Genomic DNA, 20,244 nt, shown 5'->3' on the forward strand with positions numbered 1-20,244 from the left:
CAGCTGGACGGCCTAACTGCGGTATGGGTCGGCGGCATCACGCAGGCCATCGCCGAAGAAGTTGAACGCCAGAATCACCACGATTACCGGTACCACCGGTAGCATCAGCCAGGGATAAACGGCGACCACGTTAATATTCTGGGCTTCGTTGAGCAGCACTCCCCAACTGGTGATGGGCGGGCGCAGACCCAGGCCCAGAAAACTCAGCGCCGTTTCGCCAAGGATCATCGCCGGAATCGACAGCGTGGCCGAGGCGATCAAGTGGCTGAACAGCCCCGGCAGCAGGTGATGGCCGATCACGCGGGCTGGCCTGGCTCCCATGAGCTGTGCTGCTGCGCAGTAGTCTTCTTCTCTCAGTGCCAGCAGTTTGGAGCGTACTGCTCGGGCGAGACCGGTCCAGTCGAGCATCGCCAGAATCAGAGTGATGCCGAAGAACACCCAGATGGGGCTCCAAGTGACCGGCAGAATAGCGGACAACGCCATCCATAGCGGCAGTTCCGGGAACGAACGGATCACCTCGGTAATCCGCTGTACGGTGGCATCGACCCAGCCACCGTAGTAGCCGGCCAGACCGCCAATTACGATCCCCAGTACGAAACTGACGGTAATGCCGAGCAAACCGATGGTGAGCGAAATACGGGCACCATAGATAATCCGCGATAGCATATCGCGCCCCAGACGGTCGGTGCCGAGTATGAACAGGGTGCCACCCTCGGGGGCACACACCAGATGCAGGTCCGATTCCCACAGCCCCCAGACGCTATAGCTGTCGCCACGGCAGAAAAACTGCAGCGGATAGATCTGGCTGCGATCCTCCTCGTACTCGCGCAGCAGCTTGTCCATGTTGAGGTTGTACTGCCAGCCGTAAACAAAGGGGCCGACGAACTCTCCCTGGTGGTAAAGATGTACCGGTTGCGGCGGCGAGTAGATATAGTCCGTATGCCGGGTGGGCAGGGCGTAGGGGGCAAGGAACTCGGCAATCAGAATCGAGCCATACATCAGTGCCAGCAGCACCCCGCAGGCCAGCGCCAGACGGTGGCGTTTGAAGCGCCACCACATCAACTTCCATTGCGAGGCGAAGAACAGTTTCTCCTGCTCCGGGGTGATCGCTTCGATGCTCTGCGGATCGAAGGGCTTACGCGAGACAAAATGGTCGCTCATCGCGCTCCCTCCCCTTGCAAGCGGATGCGCGGATCCAGCAGTGCCAGCGCCAGATCAGAGATCAGCACCCCGATCACAGTGAGCAGTGCCAGAAACATCAGAAACGAACCGGCCAGATACATATCCTGGCTCTGCAGCGCGGCGATCAGGATCGGGCCGGTAGTGGGCAGCGACAGCACCACGGCGACGATCTCCGCCCCGGAGATGATGCTGGGCAGCATGCTGCCGATGTCGGCGACAAAGAAATTGAGTGACACCCGCAGCGGATATTTCACCAGCAGCTTGAACGGGGGGACACCTTTGGCCCGCCCGGTGGTGACATAGGGCTTGTCCAGCTCGTCCAGCAGGTTGGCCCGCAGCCGGCGGATCATGGCTGCGGTTCCGGAGGTACCGATTACCACCACCGGAATCCACAAGTGTTCCAGTACCGACACCACCTTGCCCCAGCTCCAGGGCTGGTTGATGTATTCGGCATCCATCAGCCCCCCTATGGAGGTGCCGAAGGTAACGTTGGCAAAGTAAAGCATCACCAGCGCCAGCAGAAAGTTGGGGGTTGCCAAACCGAGGAATCCCAGCAGGGTCAGGCCGTAGTCACCCCAGCTGTACTGGTGGGTGGCGGTGTACATGCCGATCGGGAAGGCGATCATCCAGGTAAAGATGATGGTGAAGATGGAGATAATGACGGTAAGAAACAGTCGATCTCCAACCACATCGGTGACCGGCAGGCCATACTCGAACGAGTAGCCGAAGTCGCCCACCAGCATCCCCGATGCCCAGGTGACGTATTGCAGCAGAAACGGCTGGTCGAGTCCGTATTGGGCGCGCAGGCGCTCAATTTCGGCCATGTCGATCGATTCGCCGTGACTCTGCAACTCGGAGATATAGCTCTCAAGGTAATCACCCGGTGGCAGCTGGATGATCACAAACACCACAAAGCTGATAAAGATCAGCGTCGGGATCATCAGCAGGATGCGGTTGAGAATATAGCGGGCCATCACTCAGCCTCCCGCAGGTCTGCATCCAACCAGAAGCGGTCGGGGCGATACACACCGAAATAGGCGTTGGGTTCCCAGTTCCACAGTCCCTCTTCGGGGACGTTATTAAGCCCTTTGCGCACCACGATCGGTTGCAACACCCGAGCGACGGTGCCTATCACAAAAACCTGGTCGCTGCTGATGGTCAGCATCTGCTGCCAGACGTCACGGCGCTCCGCCATGTTGGTGGCGTCGCGCCAGCGCTGGTTCAGGGTCATCAGTTGCTGTACTGCCGGTAAACTGGGGGCTTCGCCCGCGCCGGTTTGATAGTAATTGCCCCACATGGGCCACTGCAGCTGCTGCTGGTCGGTGGGGGCCAACTGGGCGGGCGTCATATCGGCGGAGGCGATGGCGTTGGGCAGACCGGTCCACACCGACATCAGTGCGTCGCCTGAAAACACCCGGTTGCGGAATACCTCACGCTCGGTGGGTTTGACGTGAAGCTTGACCCCCGCTTCCAGCCAGCTGTCGTGTACCAGCGCCAGCACATCGGTCTCTTCGGTACTCTCCCCGGCGCTCTGGATAATGATCTCCATGGGGCGGCCATCGGGTAGCAGTCGGATCCCGCGTGAATCCTTGCGGGTCAGGCCCAGCTCATCCAACAGCCGGTTGGCGTGCTTGAGGTCGAACCGCGCCCAGGCACTGCGGTATTCCGGTTTGTAGAGTGGAGACTCCGGTAGCAGCGTATCGGCCCCTTCCAGTGCCAGGCCAAAGTAGATCACCTGGTTGATCTCGTGGCGGTTGACCGCCAACGACAGGGCGCGACGGAAGCGAACATCACGCAGTAGCGGGCCCCACACAGGATCGGTGGCGTTGAGATTCGGGTAGATCGCAACTCGTGAGCCGCGGGATGTGCGCCACAAGCGTACGTCGATGGCGTTGCGCTGGGCGCCTTCTCGCAGGAAGGTGTAGTTGCTCATCTCCAGATAACGCCCCTGCAGATCAGACTCCCCGGAGCCGGTTTTGGCTGCCACCAGTTTGCTGCTGGCGATATTGATGATGATGCGATCGATGTAGGGGAGTTGATAGCCCTGCGGGTCGACCCGGTGATAGAAGGGGTTGCGCTCGAACACGAAGCGTTCCGACGGTGGCGCTGTGGTCGGCAGCCAGGGCTGCAGGGTTGGCAGATCCGGGTTATCGAAACGGTAGGGGTGGAACATGCGATGGTGCAGCGCGGTCCACTCCTTGCGTTTGGTTTTGGCCTGTTCCACCAACTGAACCAGGCGCTGTGGATCGGCGTAACGCTGGTGGAACTGTTTGAGATAGTGGGCCGGCGCATAGATATACAGTGGTCGCGGGCCAGCCAGTGCCAGCAGGAAGTCGGGGTTGGGGCGATCCCAGCTGTAGCGCACCTGATAGGGCCCCAGCACCTCAAACTGGGGTGGTTGGCCGTCTACCAGCAGTTGGTTGGGTATGCCGAAGGGGGAGAGCGCCTTGTTATTCAGTACATCTTCCCAATAGTAGCGAAAATCCTCACTGGTGAAGGGGTGACCGTCGGACCAGCGATGCCCCGGGCGCAGGGTCAAAGTGAAGATTCGCCCTTGCTCCACCTGATAATCAGCCAGCAGATCCGCCTGCAGTAGCAACTCCTCATTGAAGCCGACCAGTCGGGCGTAGCCGTACACCACCAGTTGCCGTGTGTCCTTGGCCTTGCCCATCAGCAGGTTAAGGGTCCCGCCGGGCTGGCCGAGGGTTTTGCCGTGCAGCGGGTCCTGCAACGGTTTGTCTGGCAGGCGCTGGTTGATTGGGGGCAACTCGCCGGAGGCAACGCGTGATTGCAAGTAGTCGTGCTCCTGCCAGCTTAGCGCCCGGGCATCCAGCGTGAACAGTGCCGCCAGCAACGTGGTAAGCCGGCCGAGCCAGAGGGTGCGTGATGCCGCCGCCAGGCGGGTCATAGGTTCAAGCTCCTGGCCGAGATCTGCTGTGCCAGCACCCGCACCTGATGGCCGGGTTCTATCTCCCACCAGGCGGTGTCGGTGTTGGCTGAGTGGCCGTAGGGCTCGGGCCATTGGTCTGGATCGCGAAAGCTTTCATCGCGAATCAGGCTGAAGTCCAGCGGGCGGTCAAGATCGGGGTAGGGCACGGCCGCCAGCAGCGCGCGGGTATAGGGGTGCTGGGGGTTACGGAAGATCTGTTCCCGCCGGCCCAGCTCGACCAGTTCGCCGCGGCACATGACGCCGATGCGGTCGGCAACGTAATCCACCACCGCCAGATTGTGTGAAATAAACAGATAGGTCAGCCCCAGCTCACGCTGCAGATCCTTGAGCAGATTGAGAATCTGCGCTTGCACTGAAACGTCGAGGGCCGATACCGGTTCGTCGAAAATCAGCAGCTCGGGTTCCAGCGCCAGCGCCCGGGCGATACTGATCCGCTGCCGTTGACCGCCGGAAAAACTATGGGGATAGCGGTTGAGGAAGCGCGGGTCGAGCCCTACCAGTGCCATCAACTCTTGCGCGCGCTGGCGGCGGCTGCGGGCGTCGCCAACGTTATGGATCAGCATCGGCTCGCACAGAATACGCAGAATGGTCATGCGTGGATTGAGCGAACTGTAGGGATCTTGAAAGACAAACCGCATCTTGGGCCGGAAAGCGCGCAACTGTTCATCATTCAGGTGCAGCAGGTCGATCATGGTGCCGCGGTCGTTGTAGAGAATGCGCCCGCTATCCGGTTTGAAGGCCCGCATCAGCATCTTGCTCAGGGTGGTCTTGCCGCAACCGCTCTCGCCCACCAGGCCAAAGCACTCCCCGCAGGCTATATCCAGATCCACGTCCCGTACCGCCTGGGTTGAGGAGACGGTGGCACGGCTAAACCAATGGCTCTTGCGATCGCTGAAGCTTTTGCTGAGGCCGGAGACACTGAGGTGAGGGCCGGCGTTTCGTTGCTCCTCGGTCCAGGGTGCGCGCAAGCGGTGAAAGTGGCTGGTGTCGTGATCGATTTCACGGATCGGCGTCAATCGTTCGCCCGCCCCCATGTCAAAGTGCGGCACCGCCGCCAGCAATGCCTTCAGATAGGGGTGCTGGGGAGAGCGAAACAAAGCCGCTGCGCTGCCGCGTTCCATCACCTCGCCGTGGTACATCACCACCACGTCGTCGGCCATGTTGGCGACCACGCCCAGGTCGTGGGTGATCAGCAGTACCGCCATCCCCAGTTCCTGTTGCAGTGATTTGATCAGATGGAGTATCTGCGCCTGCACGGTGACGTCGAGGGCGGTGGTGGGCTCGTCGGCGATCAACAGCGATGGGTGGCAGATCAGCGCCATGGCGATCATCGCCCGTTGGCGTAAGCCACCGGAGAGTTCAAAGGGGTAGTGCTTGAGGGCGCGCTCTGGCGCCGGGAATCCGACCAGGTCCAGCATATCGCGGGTCGCTTTCATCGCTTCCGCAACGTTGACCTTGCGATGCAGCAGCATCGCTTCGCTGATCTGGTCGCCGATGGTGTGCATGGGTGAGAGCGACACCATCGGTTCCTGAAAAATGATCGAGATCTGATTGCCGCGGATATCCAGCATCTCCGGGCTGGAGGGTTGCAGCGCGGCGATGTCGACGCTCTGGCCGCCGCGAGGGGTAAAGCGGATGGTGCCCTGGGTGATGCGGGCGCTTTTGGGCAGGATGCCGAGAATCGCCTGGGAACTGACCGTTTTACCGGAGCCTGATTCGCCCACGATTGCCAGCGTCTTGCCTGGCCACAGTTCGAACGACAACTCCTTGACCGCTGGCACCCAGCTGTCATGGACGCGAAACGCCACCCCCAGCCGGTCTACGGCGAGCAAGGGTTGTGAGGCTGTCGATGAAGAGGGCTGCGCCATCGAATCGTTCTCGGTCGGCGAATGGGACGATCTGCTGATACCGTTCATACTAGGCTAAAATCCTTGAATTAGTTCTAATTTATTCCGCCCCGCCAGACGCTGACGGGGATCAGGAGGACGTAGGATGAAGGTCAGCTGGATCGCGATTCTTTGGCTAGGTTGGTGCGTTGCGGTGGGGGCCGCAGAGCGAGGCCCGGCGGACTTTTTCGGCGAATATATCGGTGCTACCGATGGTGCTAGCGGCAAGGAGCGAGACCTTAACGTTACCATTCGCCCGGAGCATGGTGACGGGCATTTTTATGTTGAGTGGACCACCGTGATTCACAAACCGGACGGACGCACAAAGCGCCGCACTCACAAGGTATCGTTCCATCCCAGCGGTCGGGACAACATCTATGCCTCAGCGATGCGCACCACCGTGTTCGGCGGCAAAAGCAGTCTGGATCCGCTTAACGGTGAACCGCTGTTCTGGGCACAAATACAAGGTGATACGCTGACGGTTAACGCTTTCATGATTGACGATTCCGGCAACTATGTGATGCAGGTGTACAAACGGACACTGACCCGGCAGGGGCTGCACCTTGAGTTCGAGCGCAATCACGGTGGTGAGCCGCGGGTAAGCCTGCAAGCTGACCTGGTGCGCGTTGCTGATTGATGCAGACGGGACGGCTATCGCTGACATGGGTGCTGGCGGCGACCTTCGGACTGCTGCTGACGCTGGCTTTTTCGCTGTTATTCTATTTTGGTGTCTCGGCTGCCGAACAAGGGGTGCGTGGCCGGCTGACGCTGCTGGCTGATGCGGCCATCGCCGCGGTTGAAGATGAGCTGGCGGATCAGTTACAGCCGGTTGAGGTTCAACTGGAGTACCTGGCCTCCGATGTGCGAGGCTGGCGGTTGCCGTTGCAACCGACGGAGCGGTTGGTTGATAGCCTCAATGGAGCGCTGGCGGCAACCCCGCAACTGCGGGCGATTGCCTATTTTTCCGTTGGCGGCGAAGTGACGGTGGTCAGTCGGGACCCGCGCCCGGTGCATTTCGCCAACTGGCGCCAGCGTAACCAGAACCGGCTTGCTCAATGGCTGAGCGAGATGCCGCGTCAGCCAAGCTGGGAACAACCGGTCTGGAGCCAGCTGTTGCGTGCCGGGGTGCTGCCGCGTCTGCAACCGGTTTGGCAGGACGACCGGTTTCAGGGGCTGCTGGTGGCGGTGGTGGGCGCGGATAACCTGTCCTATTTTCTTAATCGCCTGCGTGACCGCATTGGTGCTACGCCCTTTGTGCTGCTGGGCGAGCGGCAGCTACTGGCCTACCCGGAGCTGGGCGTGCGCCTCAAACGCCCGCTCGGGCCAGAGCATCCGTTACCACTGCTCACCGATATGGATGATATCCAGTTACAGTCCCTCTATTCACCCCGGCGGCAAGCGGTGCGTTGGCATGACGATCAGCAGTGGTCTGCCTGGCGGGTGGGAGAGGGTAATCGCCAGACCCTCTACCTGCAACGCACCCTTGATCGTTACGGCACGACGCCCTGGGTATTGGGGGTGTATCAGCAGTTTGAGCGACCGGGCATCTTTAACGGACCGTTGCGCGGGTGGTGGCTGGGCGGTGCGCTGTTGCTGGTGGTGCTGATTGCACTGCTGGTGGTAATCAGTCGACGGCTGGGCGGTGAGATGGCAGCGTTGGAGCGGGCTTTTGCCCGGGTTGAGCGCCAGCCGGTAGCGGATATCGCCCCGCTGGCGGGCAGTGCAGTCGCCGAATTTGACGGTCTTGCGCGTGCCTATAACCGCATGCTGGTCAGTTTGCGCGATAAGGAGCGGGTGGAGGCGCTGTTTGGTCGCTACCTGCCACAGCCGGTCGCTACGGAACTGATGCGCGATGGCGGTTTCCCCGTGGCACAGCAGGCGCAAGCCACAGTGCTGTTCTGCGATCTGGAGGGCTTTACCGCCCTGTCCGAGCGGCTGCAGCCAGCCGCTATTATCGGACTGTTGAACGCCTATTTTGCCGAAGTGGTGGCGATCGTCGAAGCACATCAGGGGGTTATTACCCAGTTTCAGGGGGATGCCATCCTGGCGGTGTACAACGTCCCGGTTGCGGTCGGCGACCACGCGAGTAAAGCCTTGGCTACGGCTCGCTTACTGCAACAGCTTACTGACCAGCATGAGTTTGGCGGCCATCGGTTGCGCTGCCGGGTGGGTATCAACACCGGCAGTTTGGTGGCGGGTAGCGTGGGAGCGCCGGAGCGTTTGAGCTACACCGTGCACGGTGATGCAGTCAATTTGGCGGCCCGCCTGGAAGCGATGAACAAAGAGCTGGGCACGCGGATTCTGGTCAGCGAATCGACCGCGGAGCAGGTTGGCTATGAAGGACTTCAACCGGTGGGCGAAATGCCGGTGCGGGGACGCAGCGCAACGGTGCGTCTCTACACCGTCGCGAAGTCTGGCGATGAGCAGTCAATCGTGCCCGTTTAGGCCTGAAGCAACGCTTCCAGCTTGAGCTGATCAGCGGTAAAACTGCGGATCCCCTCGGCCAGTTTTTCGGTGGCCATGGCGTCTTCATTCATCAGCCAGCGGAACTGCTTCTCATCCAGGCTGAGTTTGGGCTGGGGCTCGCCGGTCCTGCCAGCATCCAGTTTGCGCTCGAGGTTGCCGTCAGTTTGGGCCAGCTCTTCCAGCAGTGCCGGGCTGATGGTGAGGCGGTCACAGCCAGCCAACTCCAGGATCTCACCGCTGCTGCGGAAGCTCGCGCCCATGACGATGGTGTTGTAACCGTGCTGCTTGTAATAGTTGTAGATGCGGGTGACCGACAGTACGCCCGGATCTTCGTCGGCGGCATAGCTCTCTATACCGGTGCTTTTCTTGTACCAGTCGAGGATCCGGCCGACGAAGGGTGAGATCAGGAATACCCCCGCCTCGGCACAGGCTACCGCCTGGGCAAAGCCGAACAGCAGGGTCAGGTTGCAGTTGATCCCCTCTTGCTCCAGTTGACGCGCCGCCTGAATCCCTTCCCAGGTGGAGGCGATCTTGATCAGCACCCGGTCGTTGCTGATGCCAGCCTGATTGTAGAGACCGATCAGTTGGCGGGCGCGGGCAATGGTGGCACCAGTATCGAACGACAGCCGCGAATCCACCTCGGTGGATACGCGCCCGGGGATCACCTTGAGAATCTCGGCCCCGAAGTTGACCGCCAGCTTGTCCGCCAGCAGCTCCAGCCGGCGCGCGTCGTCACCGGGCTGGTCGGCAGCCCACTGGCGGGCTTCCTCCACCAGCGATTGGTATTCGGGTAGTTGTGCCGCCTTCAGCAGCAATGAGGGGTTGGTGGTGGCATCTTCGGGGGTGTACTGACGGATCGCCGCGAACTCGCCGGTGTCGGCGACCACGGTGGTCATGCGCTTCAGTTGCTCAAGCAGATTACTCATGGGTGTTCGTTCCTTGATAACAGATTAGGCCGCGTGGGTATCGATATTAACCAGAGCGAGGGCATCTTGCAGCACTTCAATGCCAGCACCGGGCTTGAACGCGTTCTCGCTGATGTGACGGCGGAAGCGGCGGGCGCCGGGACGGCCCTGGAACAGCCCCAACAGATGGCGGGCGATCCAGCCGAGCTGGGCACCCTGATCGAGCTGATTCTGGACGTAGCCGAGCAGCCCACTAATGACTGTGTCGAGGTCGGTGGGGCCATTGGCGGTGCCATAGAGCCGGTGGTCCACATCGGCCAGCAGCAGCGGATTCTGGTAGGCCTCACGGCCCACCATCACGCCGTCTACCTGGTTAAGATGCTGTTCGCACTGGTCCAACGTCTGGATACCGCCGTTGATGATGATCTCCAGCTGCGGCAGCTCCTGCTTCAGCTGGTAGACTCGATCGTAGATCAGCGGTGGGATTTCGCGGTTCTGCTTGGGGCTGAGACCCTGCAGGATCGCCTTACGGGCATGGACGATGAAGGTAGTGCAGCCGCTGTCGGCGACCGTGTCGACAAAGTTGCGCAGAAACTCGTAGCTGTCCTGATCGTCGATGCCGATGCGGTGCTTGACCGTCACCGGGATTGACACTGCTTCTATCATTGCCCGCATACAGTCGCGCACCCGGGCGGGATCGGCCATCAGGCAGGCGCCGAACATGCCGTTTTGCACCCGGTCGCTGGGACAGCCGACGTTGAGGTTGACCTCGTTGTAGCCCCACTGCTCGGCCATCCGTGCACATTCGGCCAGTGCCGCCGGGTCGGAACCGCCCAGCTGCAGCGCTACCGGCTGTTCAAAGGGATCGAACTGCAGAAACCTCTTCGGCTCCGCGTGCAGCAAAGCCCCGGTGGTGACCATCTCGGTATAGAGCACCGCGTTGTGACTGAGCAGTCGATGGAAGTAGCGACAATGGCGGTCGGTCCAATCGAGCATCGGCGCCACGCAGAAGCGGCGATTAAGGGCGGCGGATGAGTGTGTTTCAGGCATGGGTACGGGGTAACAAAGTTAAAGCGTCCGGCGCGGCCGGTCTGAACCGGCGATTTTACCTTAAACCGGACGCCGGTGCTCGGATCGGGCCTAAGGCGCGATCCGCACCGCACAGTATTTCAGTTCCGCAATTTTTCCGAAGGGGTCGAGGGCGTCGTTGGTGAGCAGGTTGATGGCCGCCTCGGCGTAGCAGAACGGCATAAACAGCTGCCCCGGCTGCAAGCTCGCGTCGTCGTGCACTGCTACCCGGATATGGCCTCGACGCGATTCGAGGGTGATGGTGTCACCATCGTTGAGGCACAGCCCTGTCCGTTGCTCAGGGTGAATCGCCACCCAGGGGCCGGGTTCCAGCGCGTCCAGCACGCGGGAGCGGCGGGTCATGGCGCCGGTATGCCAGTGTTCCAGCTGGCGGCCGGTAAGCAGCACCAGCGGGTAGTCATCGTTCGGCAGTTCGTCCGCCTGAATCAGCTCGGTGGACACCAGCTTGGCTTTGCCATTGGGGGTGGGGAAGCGGTCGCCGAACAGTACTCTCTGGCCGGGATCGTCACTGGTGGTACAGGGATAGGTAATCGAGTCTTCGGCCTGCAGCCGTTGCCAGCTGATGCCGGCGATGCTGGGCATCAGCTGCTGCATCTCCATGAACACGTCGCTTGCAGGCTGATCGCGCCAGGGAAGCCCCAGCCGTTTGGCCAGCTGCTGAATAATCCACAGATCCTGGCGGGCATCTCCCGGCAGTTGCAGCGCCTGGCGGCCGCACTGTACCCGGCGGTCGGTGTTGGTGAAGCTCCCGGTTTTCTCGGCAAAGCCGCTGGCGGGCAGAATGACGTCGGCGTAGGCGGCGGTTTCGGTGATGAACAGGTCCTGCACCACCAGATGCTCCAGCCTGGCGATGGCGGCACGGGTATGGTTGAGGTTGGGATCCGACATGGCCGGATTCTCGCCCATAACGTACAGGCCGCGAATTTCGCCTTGGTGGGCCGCTTCCATGATCTCGACCACGGTTTTACCGGAGGTTGCCGGCAGAGTGCAGTCCCAGGCCTGTTCGAAGCGTCTTCGGGCGTCGGCGTTATCGACTCGCTGGTAGTCGGGCAGCATCATTGGAATCAGCCCTGCATCGGATGCGCCTTGAACGTTGTTCTGCCCGCGTAACGGATGGAGGCCGGTACCGGGGCGGCCGATCTGGCCGCACAACAGCGCCAGAGCGATCAGGCAGCGGACGTTGTCAGTGCCGTGGATGTGCTGGCTGACGCCCATGCCCCAGAAGATCATGGCGTTGCCGGCGGTGGCGAAAGCCCGCGCCACTTGGCGCAGGCGGCTGGCCTCGATACCGCAGATCGGTGCCATCTTCTCCGGGGTAAAGCGCCGCACCGACTGTTTGAGTTCATCGTAACCTTGGGTGCGTGCGGCGATGAAGGCGTGGTCGACCAGGTCTTCTTCGATCAGGGTGCAGAGCAGCGCGTTGAGCATCGCCACGTCGCTGTCGGGCTGGAACTGCAGAAAATGGGTGGCATGGCGCGCCAGCGGTATCCGCCGCGGGTCGGCGACGATCAGGGTCGCGCCGGCCTTGGCAGCGTTCTTGATAAAACTGGAGGCGACCGGATGATTGCTGTCCGGGTTGGCGCCGATCACCAGGATCAGGTCGGCGTGGGCGACATCGGCCACCGGGTTGGAGACCGCGCCGGAGCCGATGCCTTCGAGCAGCGCCGCCACCGAAGAGGCGTGACAGAGACGGGTGCAGTGATCGACGTTGTGGGTGCCAAAGCCGGTGCGGATCAGCTTCTGGAACAGGTACGCCTCTTCGTTGGAGCCCTTGGCCGAGCCGAATCCGGCCAGCGCGCCGCCGCCCTGCTGCTGTTTGATGCGCTGAAAGCCGGTGGCCGCGCGGTCGAGCGCTTCATCCCAGCTGGCTTCACGGAACCAGCTTCTGATCAGCGCCGGGTCGTCCGGCAGCAGTGCCTGCTTGGGCACGTCGTCACGGCGGATCAGGGGGTGTAGTAGCCGGTCCGGGTGGTAGTGGTAGTCGCCGCCAAAGCGGCCTTTGACGCACAGGCGGCGGTGGTTGGTGGCGCCATCGCGTCCTTGCACGGCGATCAGCCGGTCGCCTTTTATCTGGTAGGTGAGTAAGCAGCCAACGCCGCAATAGGGGCAGACCGAGTCTATCTCCTTGTCGGCCTCCACAGGGTCGGCGGCGACCAAACCGAGGGCTCCGGTGGGGCAGGCTTGCACACACTCACCGCAGGCCACGCAGGAGCTGCTGACCAGATTGTCATCAAGATCGAAGCCGACCTGGGTGGCGGCACCGCGACCGACCCAGCCGATCACGTCGTTGACCTGTTCCTCGCGGCAGGCGCGAAGGCAGCGGCCGCAATGAATACAAGCGGAGAGATCGACGGTAATAGCCGGATGGCTGTGGTCGGCAGCGGGATGGTTGACGCGTGCCGGGTAGCGGTTGGGGTTGGCGTTGAGTTTGTTGACCCAATGCTGCAGTTCGGAATCGGTTTTTTCATGGCTGCTTTCTACGTCCGACAGCAGCAGTTCCAGCACTCCCCGCTGGGCGTTGCGGGCGCGCATCGAGTCGCTGCTGACGGCCATGCCAGCGGTGGGCTGACGCCGGCAACTGGGCGCCAGTGCCCGTTCACCCTCGATCTCGACCACACAGCTGCGGCAGTTGCCATCGGCGCGCTGGCCTTCGCAGTAACAGAGGTGGGGAATCTCAACACCGTGACGCGCCGCGGCCTGCAGTATCGATTCACCGGGCTCGGCAGCAACGGCGTGGCCGTTGAGGGTGAAGGAAACCGATTTCGCCATGGTCATAGAGCACCCTCCTGTTCGCTAGCATCGAGCGCGGCGAGTGCGGTGCGTTCGACGGTTGAGAACGCCTCGGGAAAGTAGCGCATGGCACACAGCAGTGGATTGGGTGCGGCCTGTCCCAGTCCGCAGATGGACGCATCCTGCATCACCCTGGACAGCCGTTGCAGATTTTCCAGATCCCATGCAGGCTGTTCCATCAGCGCCACGGCACGGGCGCATCCGACCCGGCAGGGGGTGCACTGGCCGCAGGATTCATGGGCGAAGAAACGCAGAGCACTAAGGGCCAGCTCACGGACCGAGTCTTGCTGTGAGAATACAATCACCGCCGCCGAACCGATAAAGCAGCCGTGGGGCTGCAAGGTGTCGAAGTCGAGCGGCTGGTCGGCCAGGTTTGCCGGCAGAATGCCGCCAGACGCGCCCCCGGGGAAGTAACCCTGGAGCTCATGCCCCGGCAGCATGCCGCCGGCGTACTCGTCGATCAGTTCGCGTGCGCTGACGCCGGCCGGGGCCAGATAGACACCGGGCTGACGCACCCGGCCGCTAACGGAAAAGGACCGCAGTCCGTGCCGCCCGCGCCGTCCCTCGCGGGTGAAAAAGTCGTTGCCTCGGCGCAGTAGTTCACTCACCCAGTAGAGGGACTCGCCGTTCTGGACTAGCGTCGGCCGTCCGAACAGGCCCACTTCGGCCACGAACGGGGGGCGCTGGCGCGGCATGCCACGCTTGCCTTCGATCGATTCCAGCATTGCCGACTCTTCGCCACAGATATAGGCTCCGGCACCGCGGCGCAGCTCGATCTCGGGCAGCTGCAGATCCGCCGGTGGGCTGGCGCGCAGCGCCGCCAGCTCCTGTTCCAGCAGCATCCGGCAACCGGCATACTCGTCTCGCAGGTAGAGATAGATCCGTTCGCAGCCCACGACCGTCGCGGCGATCAAGGCTCCTTCCAGCAACCGGTGGGGGTGACGTTCCAGGTAGTAACGATCCTTGAAGGTGCCGGGCTCTCCCTCGTCGAGATTGACCGCCAGCAGTCGCGGTCCCGGCTGCTGGCGCACCAGTAACCACTTACGTCCCACCGGGAATCCCGCTCCGCCAAGGCCGCGTAGCCCGCTGTCTTCCAGTTGGGCAATCACGCTGTCGGCTGAACGCGCGCCACTAGCCAGCTCTGACAGCAGTTTGTAGCCGTTGTCGCTGCGAAAAGCGAGGTAATCCTCATACTCTTCGGGCAGGTTCGCTTCGCGGTCGTTGGCGTCCAGAGCGCGCTGGATCGCGGTGACATCGGCGTTGCCAACTGGGTGTCGGCCCAGAACCGCCACGGGTGCCTCGGCGCAACGGCCCACGCAGGGGGCCGGCTGAATACGCAGCCGGTCGCCGAAGGCAGCCGTCAGGGCGTCAACTAGCTCATCGGCTCCGGCCATATGACAGCTGAGTGACTCGCACACGCGCAGGGTTAACGCTGGTGTCTGTTCGGACAGCTCGAAATGGTGATAAAAGCTGGCGACCTCATGGACTTCGGCAGGAGCCAACTGGAGCAGGTCGGCCAGCGCGACCAGTTGTGAAAGCGGCAGATGACCATGCTGGTCCTGAATCCGGTGCAGGTACTCAAGCAACCGGTCGCGGCGCAGCGGCGAATCGTCCAGTAGCGTCTCCAGCTGCTCGCGGACCACGGGATCGACCCGGTGGCCGCGGCGGGGACGCGATGAAGAACGGTTGCTGGCGATCAGTTCGGGCATGGCGGTTCTGCTCTGTGTTTTTGCCTAAGTGTACACCCCCTTGAGGGGTTGTGGCTTGTGCACAACATCTGTGGATAGTTTTGTGAATTGCCTTCGGGTAGTTGGCTACAGGCCTTGTGCGGTGAGCTATTCAGCGCTCTGGTCGCTTTTTCGACGGCACCGGTCAGCGGCTGTACAAGCGGCGATTGTCAACAGGTGAAGGCGTTTTTCTGCAGCTAAAATTCGCAGCGCAGGGTATCGCATATCGATACGATAGCTGTTTGTGGTGACTGTTGTGGATTGCTTTGTGATTCTTCGTCCATCAACGCAATCAACGGAGCATCACCATGACCTCTTCCGCTTTATCCAAGCCCCTGGCCCCGACGACCAACGCCTCGCTGGAGCAACTGGTCGCCGATACCGCGGCGCAGCTGCGCGAGGGCGACATTCTCTTTATTTCCATCAACGCGTTTCTTTACAGACAGGTGGCCAGGGGGACCGGCAGTTGGTGTTCCCACGTGGGGATTGCGATCAAGGAGGCGGGCGAGTGGTGGGTGCTGGAAAGCAAGGTGCCGACGGTGGCCCGCACCCGGCTGCGTGACTTTTTGGCCCGCACCTGCAACGGTGAGCTGGCGGTACGCCGGTTGCCGCGCCCCTTGTCGGCTGATGAGCGGGTGAAGCTGAAGGCCGCTGCCGAGCAGCGAATGGGTATCTGGTACCACCTTGGTTTTCGCTATGACTCCAAGCGGATGTTCTGCTCCAAGTTCGTGTATGAGGTTTACCGCGAGGCGCTGGGCTTTTTACCCGGCAAACTGCAGACCTTGGGTGAACTGCTGGATGAGAATCCGCAGGCATCGGTGGGCTTCTGGCGCACTTGGTACCTGGGGTTCATTCCCTGGAGTCGCCGCACGGTTACCCCGGCCAGCCAGCTGCATGATCCGCGACTGGTGACGGTGCTGGATACGACTGCGGGATAATACGCCGATCGATCATTCTGTGGTCTGCTGATAGATCTTGAGGCCGCGACGCTGATAGTTGGCCAGCGCGGCCGGATGGTCGAGATCGCAGGTGTGAACCCACACACGTTGGGTGCCGGGCCAGCCCCAGGCTGACCGTAGTGCGTGACTCAGCAGGTAGCCGCCGAGGCCCTGGCCGATAAACTGGGGGGCGAGGCCGAAGTAGAGAATCTCCACCGCGGCACCGTCCCGCTGCAGTTCGTAGTAGCCGGCGATGGCACCGTCACGGTAGGCAACAAAAGTCCGGTGCTGGTCCGCTTCGACTAATTTCCGCCACTGGGCATCGCTCCAGTCGAGTTTGTCGGTCCACTGCCAGGGGCCTCCCACCAGTTGATAGAGAAAACGGTTAAAGGGGAACTGTTTGGCTACTATCTCACTGACGACCAAGTTTTCTACCTCGGGTGCCGCGCGGAGTTCGTCGGCGGCGAGCATCTGCAGGTAGGTAGTGGTGATGGCCACGGTATCTCTCCGTTGCAATGGGAAAGCCCGCAAGTGTGCCGAAACCGGAAGAGGGTTTCCAGTTGCTGTGGAGTGTAATGGCGGGGTTTTAACGGGAAGGGGCAAACCAGCCCTGGGCGAGCTGGTTTGAGCGTTGGATCGGCCGGTTACTTCTGCTCCGCGCCTTTGTCCTTTTCTTTGTCTTTATCTTCACCACCGCAAGAACCGCAACAGCCCATATTATTTCTCCTGACATGAAAGATGAGTACCCCAGGTTGGGGAAGCGCGACTATAGCCCTGTTGAATGGTGGCCGTATTGATGAAGGTCAAATCGGTGAATTGCGACCCCGAATGGCGTATCCTGCCGCTTCGCCGTTGAACCCGACAGGAGCCGAGATGACCGATCAGTACGCCGTGGTGGGCAATCCCATCGAGCACAGCAAGTCGCCGCTGATTCATGCCGCCTTTGCCGCCGCAACCGGGCAGGATCTGGAGTATGCCAAGATCTGCGCGCCGCTGGACGATTTTGCCGGCTGTGTGGAGGGCTTTCGTCTGATGGGTGGCAAAGGGCTTAACGTCACCGTGCCGTTCAAGCTTGAAGCCTTTCGGCTGGCAACCAAACTCACCGAGCGGGCGCGTTCAGCGGAGGCGGTCAATACTCTCAAGTTCGATGGTGACGAGATTCTGGGTGACAACACCGATGGTGAAGGGCTGGTGCAGGATATCCTCGGTGGTTGCGATTTCACCATCGAGGGTCGGCGGGTGTTGGTATTAGGTGCGGGCGGTGCGACTCAGGGGATCTTGTTGCCGCTGATCGCCCAGCGACCGGCGGCACTGATGGTGGTTAACCGTACTGCCGCCAAGGCTGATGCCCTCAAGGCCCACGTGGTCGATCATTTTGCCATCGACACGGGCGGCTTCGAAGCGATCGAGGGGCGCGAATTCGATCTGGTTATCAACGCCACTTCAGCCAGCCTGTCGGCCACCGCACTGCCGATCGCGCAGGACAACTTTGCCAGCGGCTCGCTGGCTTACGACCTGGCTTACGGCAACGAAGAGACGGTATTTATGCGCCAGGCCCGTGTCTGCGGCGCGGCCCAGGTGGCCGATGGCCTTGGTATGCTGGTGGGGCAGGCGGCGGAGTCCTTTTACCTATGGCGCGGCGTGCGTCCGCAAACCGCAGCGGTGATTGAACAGCTGCGGCAACAGCAGTCCTAACGGGTTGAAAATCTAGGCGCAGCAACTATATCTGGTGCTAGAGGGGTAATGCCGTAACGGCTGGCCCCCTCCGTTTTTTCCAGAAGCTCTGTTGCGCTGGCTGCATTGCCGCCGGCTGAGGTTTGCCCATGACTGACCAATCCGCCGCCATAGACAGTGACGAACCGGAACTGATCACCGCCGCTGACGAGGAGCATCACGGTGGCTTGATCGTTGCCGACCAGTCGCTGCCGACCAAGCTCTATCTGCTGCCGATCAATAATCGCCCCTTCTTCCCCGCCCAGGTGCATCCACTGGTGGTCAATCGCGGCCCTTGGGAAGAAACACTCGCCCGTGTCAGCGACACCCCGCGGCAGGTGCTGGGGTTGTGCTATGTCGGTGAACAGGGCCTTGAACATATCGAACCCGGAGACTTTGCCGAGATCGGTTGCGCGGTGCAGGTGATGAGTCTCAACGAGGGCGAGCAGCACTATCAGTTTGTGGCCCGCGGTCTGCGCCGGTTTCGTATTCGCCGCTGGTTGAGCCGTAAAGCGCCGTTTCTGGTGGAAGTGGACTATCCCGAAGTGGAGGAGGCCCGCGACAGTGAAGAGATCAAGGCTTACGCTCTGGCCTTGATTCAGGCGATAAAAGAGCTGTTGCCGCTCAACCCGCTCTACAGCGAAGAGCTCAAAATATACCTCAGTCGTTTCAGCCCCCAGCAGCCCTCGCCGCTGGCTGATTTCGGTGCGGTGCTGACCACCGCTCGTGGTGATGAGCTGCAGTCGGTGCTTGAGACCCTGCCACTGTTGCGACGCATGGAAAAAGTGCTGATGCTGCTGCGCAAGGAGCTGGAGATGTTGCGCCTGCAGGGCGAAATTCGTCAGCAGGTGGAGCAGAAAATGAGTGATCACCAGCGCGAGTTTTTCCTGCGCGAACAGCTCAAGGTGATCCAGCAGGAGCTGGGGCTGTCCAAGGATGACAAGACCGCCGACGTGGAGCAGTTCCGCGAACGTCTGGACGGCAAAGAGGTGCCACAGCAGGCGCAGAAGAAGATCGACGAGGAGCTGGAGAAACTGGCGGTACTGGAAACCGGTTCGCCTGAATACGGTGTCACCCGCAACTACCTGGACTGGATTACCGCCTTGCCCTGGGGCGTTCATGGTGACGATCAGCTCGATCTCAAGCGCGCTCGCGCCATCCTCGATCGCGACCACGACGGCCTCGATGACGTCAAGGAGCGGATTCTGGAGTTCCTGGCCGTGGGTGCCTGGCGGGGGGAGGTTGCCGGCTCTATCGTACTGCTGATTGGTCCACCGGGGGTGGGTAAAACCTCCATCGGTCGCTCGGTGGCCGATGCGCTCGGGCGTCCGTTCTTCCGCTTCAGTCTCGGCGGTATGCGTGACGAAGCCGAGATCAAGGGCCACCGGCGTACCTATATTGGTGCCATGCCCGGCAAACTGGTGCAGGCGCTGAAAGAGGTCGAGGTTGAGAACCCGGTGATCATGCTGGATGAGATCGACAAGCTCGGCGCCTCGTTCCAGGGCGACCCCGCGTCGGCACTGCTGGAGGTACTGGACCCGGAGCAGAATCATGCCTTCCTCGACCACTATCTGGACGTTCGTTTGGACCTGTCGCGGGTGCTGTTTGTCTGTACCGCCAACCAACTGGATACCATCCCCGGCCCGTTGCTCGACCGGATGGAGATCATTCGCCTGTCCGGGTATTTGACCGACGAGAAGTTGGTGATTGCCAAGCATCATCTGTGGCCCAAGGCGCTGGAGCGTGCGGGCGCCAAGGGAAGCCAGATCAAATTGAGCGATACCGCGTTGCAGCGGCTGATTGAAGGCTACGCCCGTGAAGCCGGGGTGCGCAAGCTGGAAAAACTGCTGGCCAAAATCATTCGCAAAGCGGTGATGCGACTGGTCGAGGGGGGCAAGCTGCCGGTGCGGATCAGTAACCGCAATCTGGAGGAGTTTGTTGGCCCGGCGCCATTCCGTGACGAGCGCCCGCAGCAAGGTGTGGGGGTGGTGACCGGTCTGGCCTGGACCGCGCTGGGCGGAGCGACGCTGACGGTGGAGGCCTCCGAGGTTCACCGCTATAACCGCGGTTTCAAGCTGACCGGTAAGCTGGGCGACGTCATGAAGGAGTCGGCCGAGATTGCCTATAGCTACATCGCCGGACGGGCCAAGGAGTTTGACGCCGATTCGTCGCTGTTTGAGCAGGGATTGGTGCATCTGCATGTGCCTGAAGGAGCTACCCCCAAGGATGGCCCCAGCGCGGGTATCACTATGGCCACCGCGCTATTGTCGCTGGCTCGCAACCGTCCACTGAAACGCCCGCTGGGAATGACCGGTGAACTCACCCTGACCGGCCAGGTACTGGCGGTAGGTGGGATCAGGGAGAAGGTGGTAGCGGCCAAGCGTAACGGCTTACGGGAGCTGATTCTGCCCGAGCCGAACCGTCGCGATTACGACGAATTGCCGGAGACGGTGCGTGCGGGAATGACGGTGAATTTCGCTCGCACCTTTGCCGACGTCGAGAAGCTGGTGTTCAGCTGACGCAGTGGCCGTGGTGGTGTTCGCGCGCCTGCGTCAGTAGACTGTCGGATACGACACCTCGTTTCGCACTCAGGGATTT

The 20,244-nt window shown here is 61.5% G+C and carries 14 protein-coding genes; 5 read left to right on the forward strand and 9 right to left on the reverse strand.

Going from position 1 to position 20,244, the window contains the following annotated elements; all coding sequences use genetic code 11:
• Window positions 1-12: 12 nt before the first annotated feature.
• Genes JJQ76_RS15035 through JJQ76_RS15050 form a run of 4 tightly spaced genes read right to left on the reverse strand, consistent with a single transcriptional unit; the run spans window position 13 to window position 6,048 of the window.
• On the reverse strand, window positions 13-1,161 hold the full coding sequence (locus JJQ76_RS15035) for an ABC transporter permease (RefSeq protein WP_210397704.1): 1,149 nt from the start codon (window positions 1,159-1,161) through the stop codon (window positions 13-15).
• On the reverse strand, window positions 1,158-2,156 hold the full coding sequence (locus tag JJQ76_RS15040) for an ABC transporter permease (RefSeq protein ID WP_210397705.1): 999 nt from the start codon (window positions 2,154-2,156) through the stop codon (window positions 1,158-1,160). Before JJQ76_RS15040 ends, JJQ76_RS15035 begins: the two co-directional genes overlap by 4 nt.
• A complete protein-coding gene (locus JJQ76_RS15045; RefSeq protein WP_210397706.1) occupies window positions 2,156-4,090 on the reverse strand; it encodes an ABC transporter substrate-binding protein in 1,935 nt (644 codons plus the stop codon). Before JJQ76_RS15045 ends, JJQ76_RS15040 begins: the two co-directional genes overlap by 1 nt.
• Window positions 4,087-6,048: an ABC transporter ATP-binding protein gene (locus JJQ76_RS15050; RefSeq protein WP_246480943.1), complete on the reverse strand. Its 1,962-nt coding sequence runs from the start codon at window positions 6,046-6,048 to the stop codon at window positions 4,087-4,089. Before JJQ76_RS15050 ends, JJQ76_RS15045 begins: the two co-directional genes overlap by 4 nt.
• Window positions 6,049-6,124: 76 nt before the next feature.
• Between JJQ76_RS15050 and JJQ76_RS15055 the strand changes: the two genes are divergently transcribed.
• Both JJQ76_RS15055 and JJQ76_RS15060 read left to right on the forward strand, forming a co-directional pair.
• Complete coding sequence (locus JJQ76_RS15055; RefSeq protein ID WP_210397707.1) at window positions 6,125-6,655, forward strand: hypothetical protein; 531 nt, start codon at window positions 6,125-6,127, stop codon at window positions 6,653-6,655.
• Window positions 6,655-8,463: an adenylate/guanylate cyclase domain-containing protein gene (locus JJQ76_RS15060; RefSeq protein WP_246480976.1), complete on the forward strand. Its 1,809-nt coding sequence runs from the start codon at window positions 6,655-6,657 to the stop codon at window positions 8,461-8,463. Before JJQ76_RS15055 ends, JJQ76_RS15060 begins: the two co-directional genes overlap by 1 nt.
• On the opposite strand, the gene tal is transcribed toward JJQ76_RS15060, so the two are convergent.
• The 4 genes from tal to JJQ76_RS15080 form a co-directional block, all read right to left on the reverse strand.
• Entirely contained in the window at window positions 8,460-9,410 is a 951-nt protein-coding gene (gene tal, locus JJQ76_RS15065) for a transaldolase (RefSeq protein WP_210397709.1), read from the reverse strand. The two genes, JJQ76_RS15060 and tal, sit on opposite strands and share 4 nt — an antisense overlap.
• 24 nt (window positions 9,411-9,434) lie before the next feature.
• The gene (gene dusA / locus JJQ76_RS15070) at window positions 9,435-10,439 is read right to left on the reverse strand and encodes a tRNA dihydrouridine(20/20a) synthase DusA (RefSeq protein WP_210397710.1); all 1,005 of its coding nucleotides are present in this window, start codon (window positions 10,437-10,439) and stop codon (window positions 9,435-9,437) included.
• Window positions 10,440-10,529: 90 nt separating this feature from the next.
• Window positions 10,530-13,253 (reverse strand): formate dehydrogenase subunit alpha, encoded by a 2,724-nt coding sequence (gene fdhF, locus JJQ76_RS15075; RefSeq protein WP_210397711.1) that lies wholly within the window; start codon window positions 13,251-13,253, stop codon window positions 10,530-10,532.
• Window positions 13,250-14,977 carry an NAD(P)H-dependent oxidoreductase subunit E gene (locus JJQ76_RS15080; protein WP_210397712.1) on the reverse strand — a complete coding sequence of 576 codons (1,728 nt, stop codon included), beginning with the start codon at window positions 14,975-14,977 and terminating at the stop codon, window positions 13,250-13,252. The genes fdhF and JJQ76_RS15080 overlap by 4 nt, the downstream gene beginning before the upstream one ends.
• A 326-nt stretch (window positions 14,978-15,303) precedes the next feature.
• On the opposite strand from JJQ76_RS15080, the gene JJQ76_RS15085 reads away from it, so the two are divergent.
• A complete protein-coding gene (locus tag JJQ76_RS15085; protein ID WP_210397713.1) occupies window positions 15,304-15,933 on the forward strand; it encodes a YiiX/YebB-like N1pC/P60 family cysteine hydrolase in 630 nt (209 codons plus the stop codon).
• A gap of 12 nt (window positions 15,934-15,945) precedes the next feature.
• Here the strand turns inward: JJQ76_RS15085 and JJQ76_RS15090 are convergent, their stop codons facing one another.
• A complete protein-coding gene (locus JJQ76_RS15090; RefSeq protein ID WP_343232546.1) occupies window positions 15,946-16,431 on the reverse strand; it encodes a GNAT family N-acetyltransferase in 486 nt (161 codons plus the stop codon).
• A 375-nt stretch (window positions 16,432-16,806) separates the two neighbouring features.
• Between JJQ76_RS15090 and aroE the strand changes: the two genes are divergently transcribed.
• Window positions 16,807-17,628, forward strand: coding sequence for a shikimate dehydrogenase (aroE, locus tag JJQ76_RS15095; RefSeq protein WP_210397714.1), 822 nt, complete (start codon window positions 16,807-16,809; stop codon window positions 17,626-17,628).
• Window positions 17,629-17,756: 128 nt separating this feature from the next.
• A complete protein-coding gene (gene lon / locus JJQ76_RS15100; protein WP_210397715.1) occupies window positions 17,757-20,165 on the forward strand; it encodes an endopeptidase La in 2,409 nt (802 codons plus the stop codon).
• Window positions 20,166-20,244: the final 79 nt, after the last annotated feature.

The sequence above is a fragment of the Motiliproteus sediminis genome, assembly GCF_017912535.1.
GTDB classification, from domain to species: domain Bacteria; phylum Pseudomonadota; class Gammaproteobacteria; order Pseudomonadales; family Balneatricaceae; genus Motiliproteus; species Motiliproteus sediminis.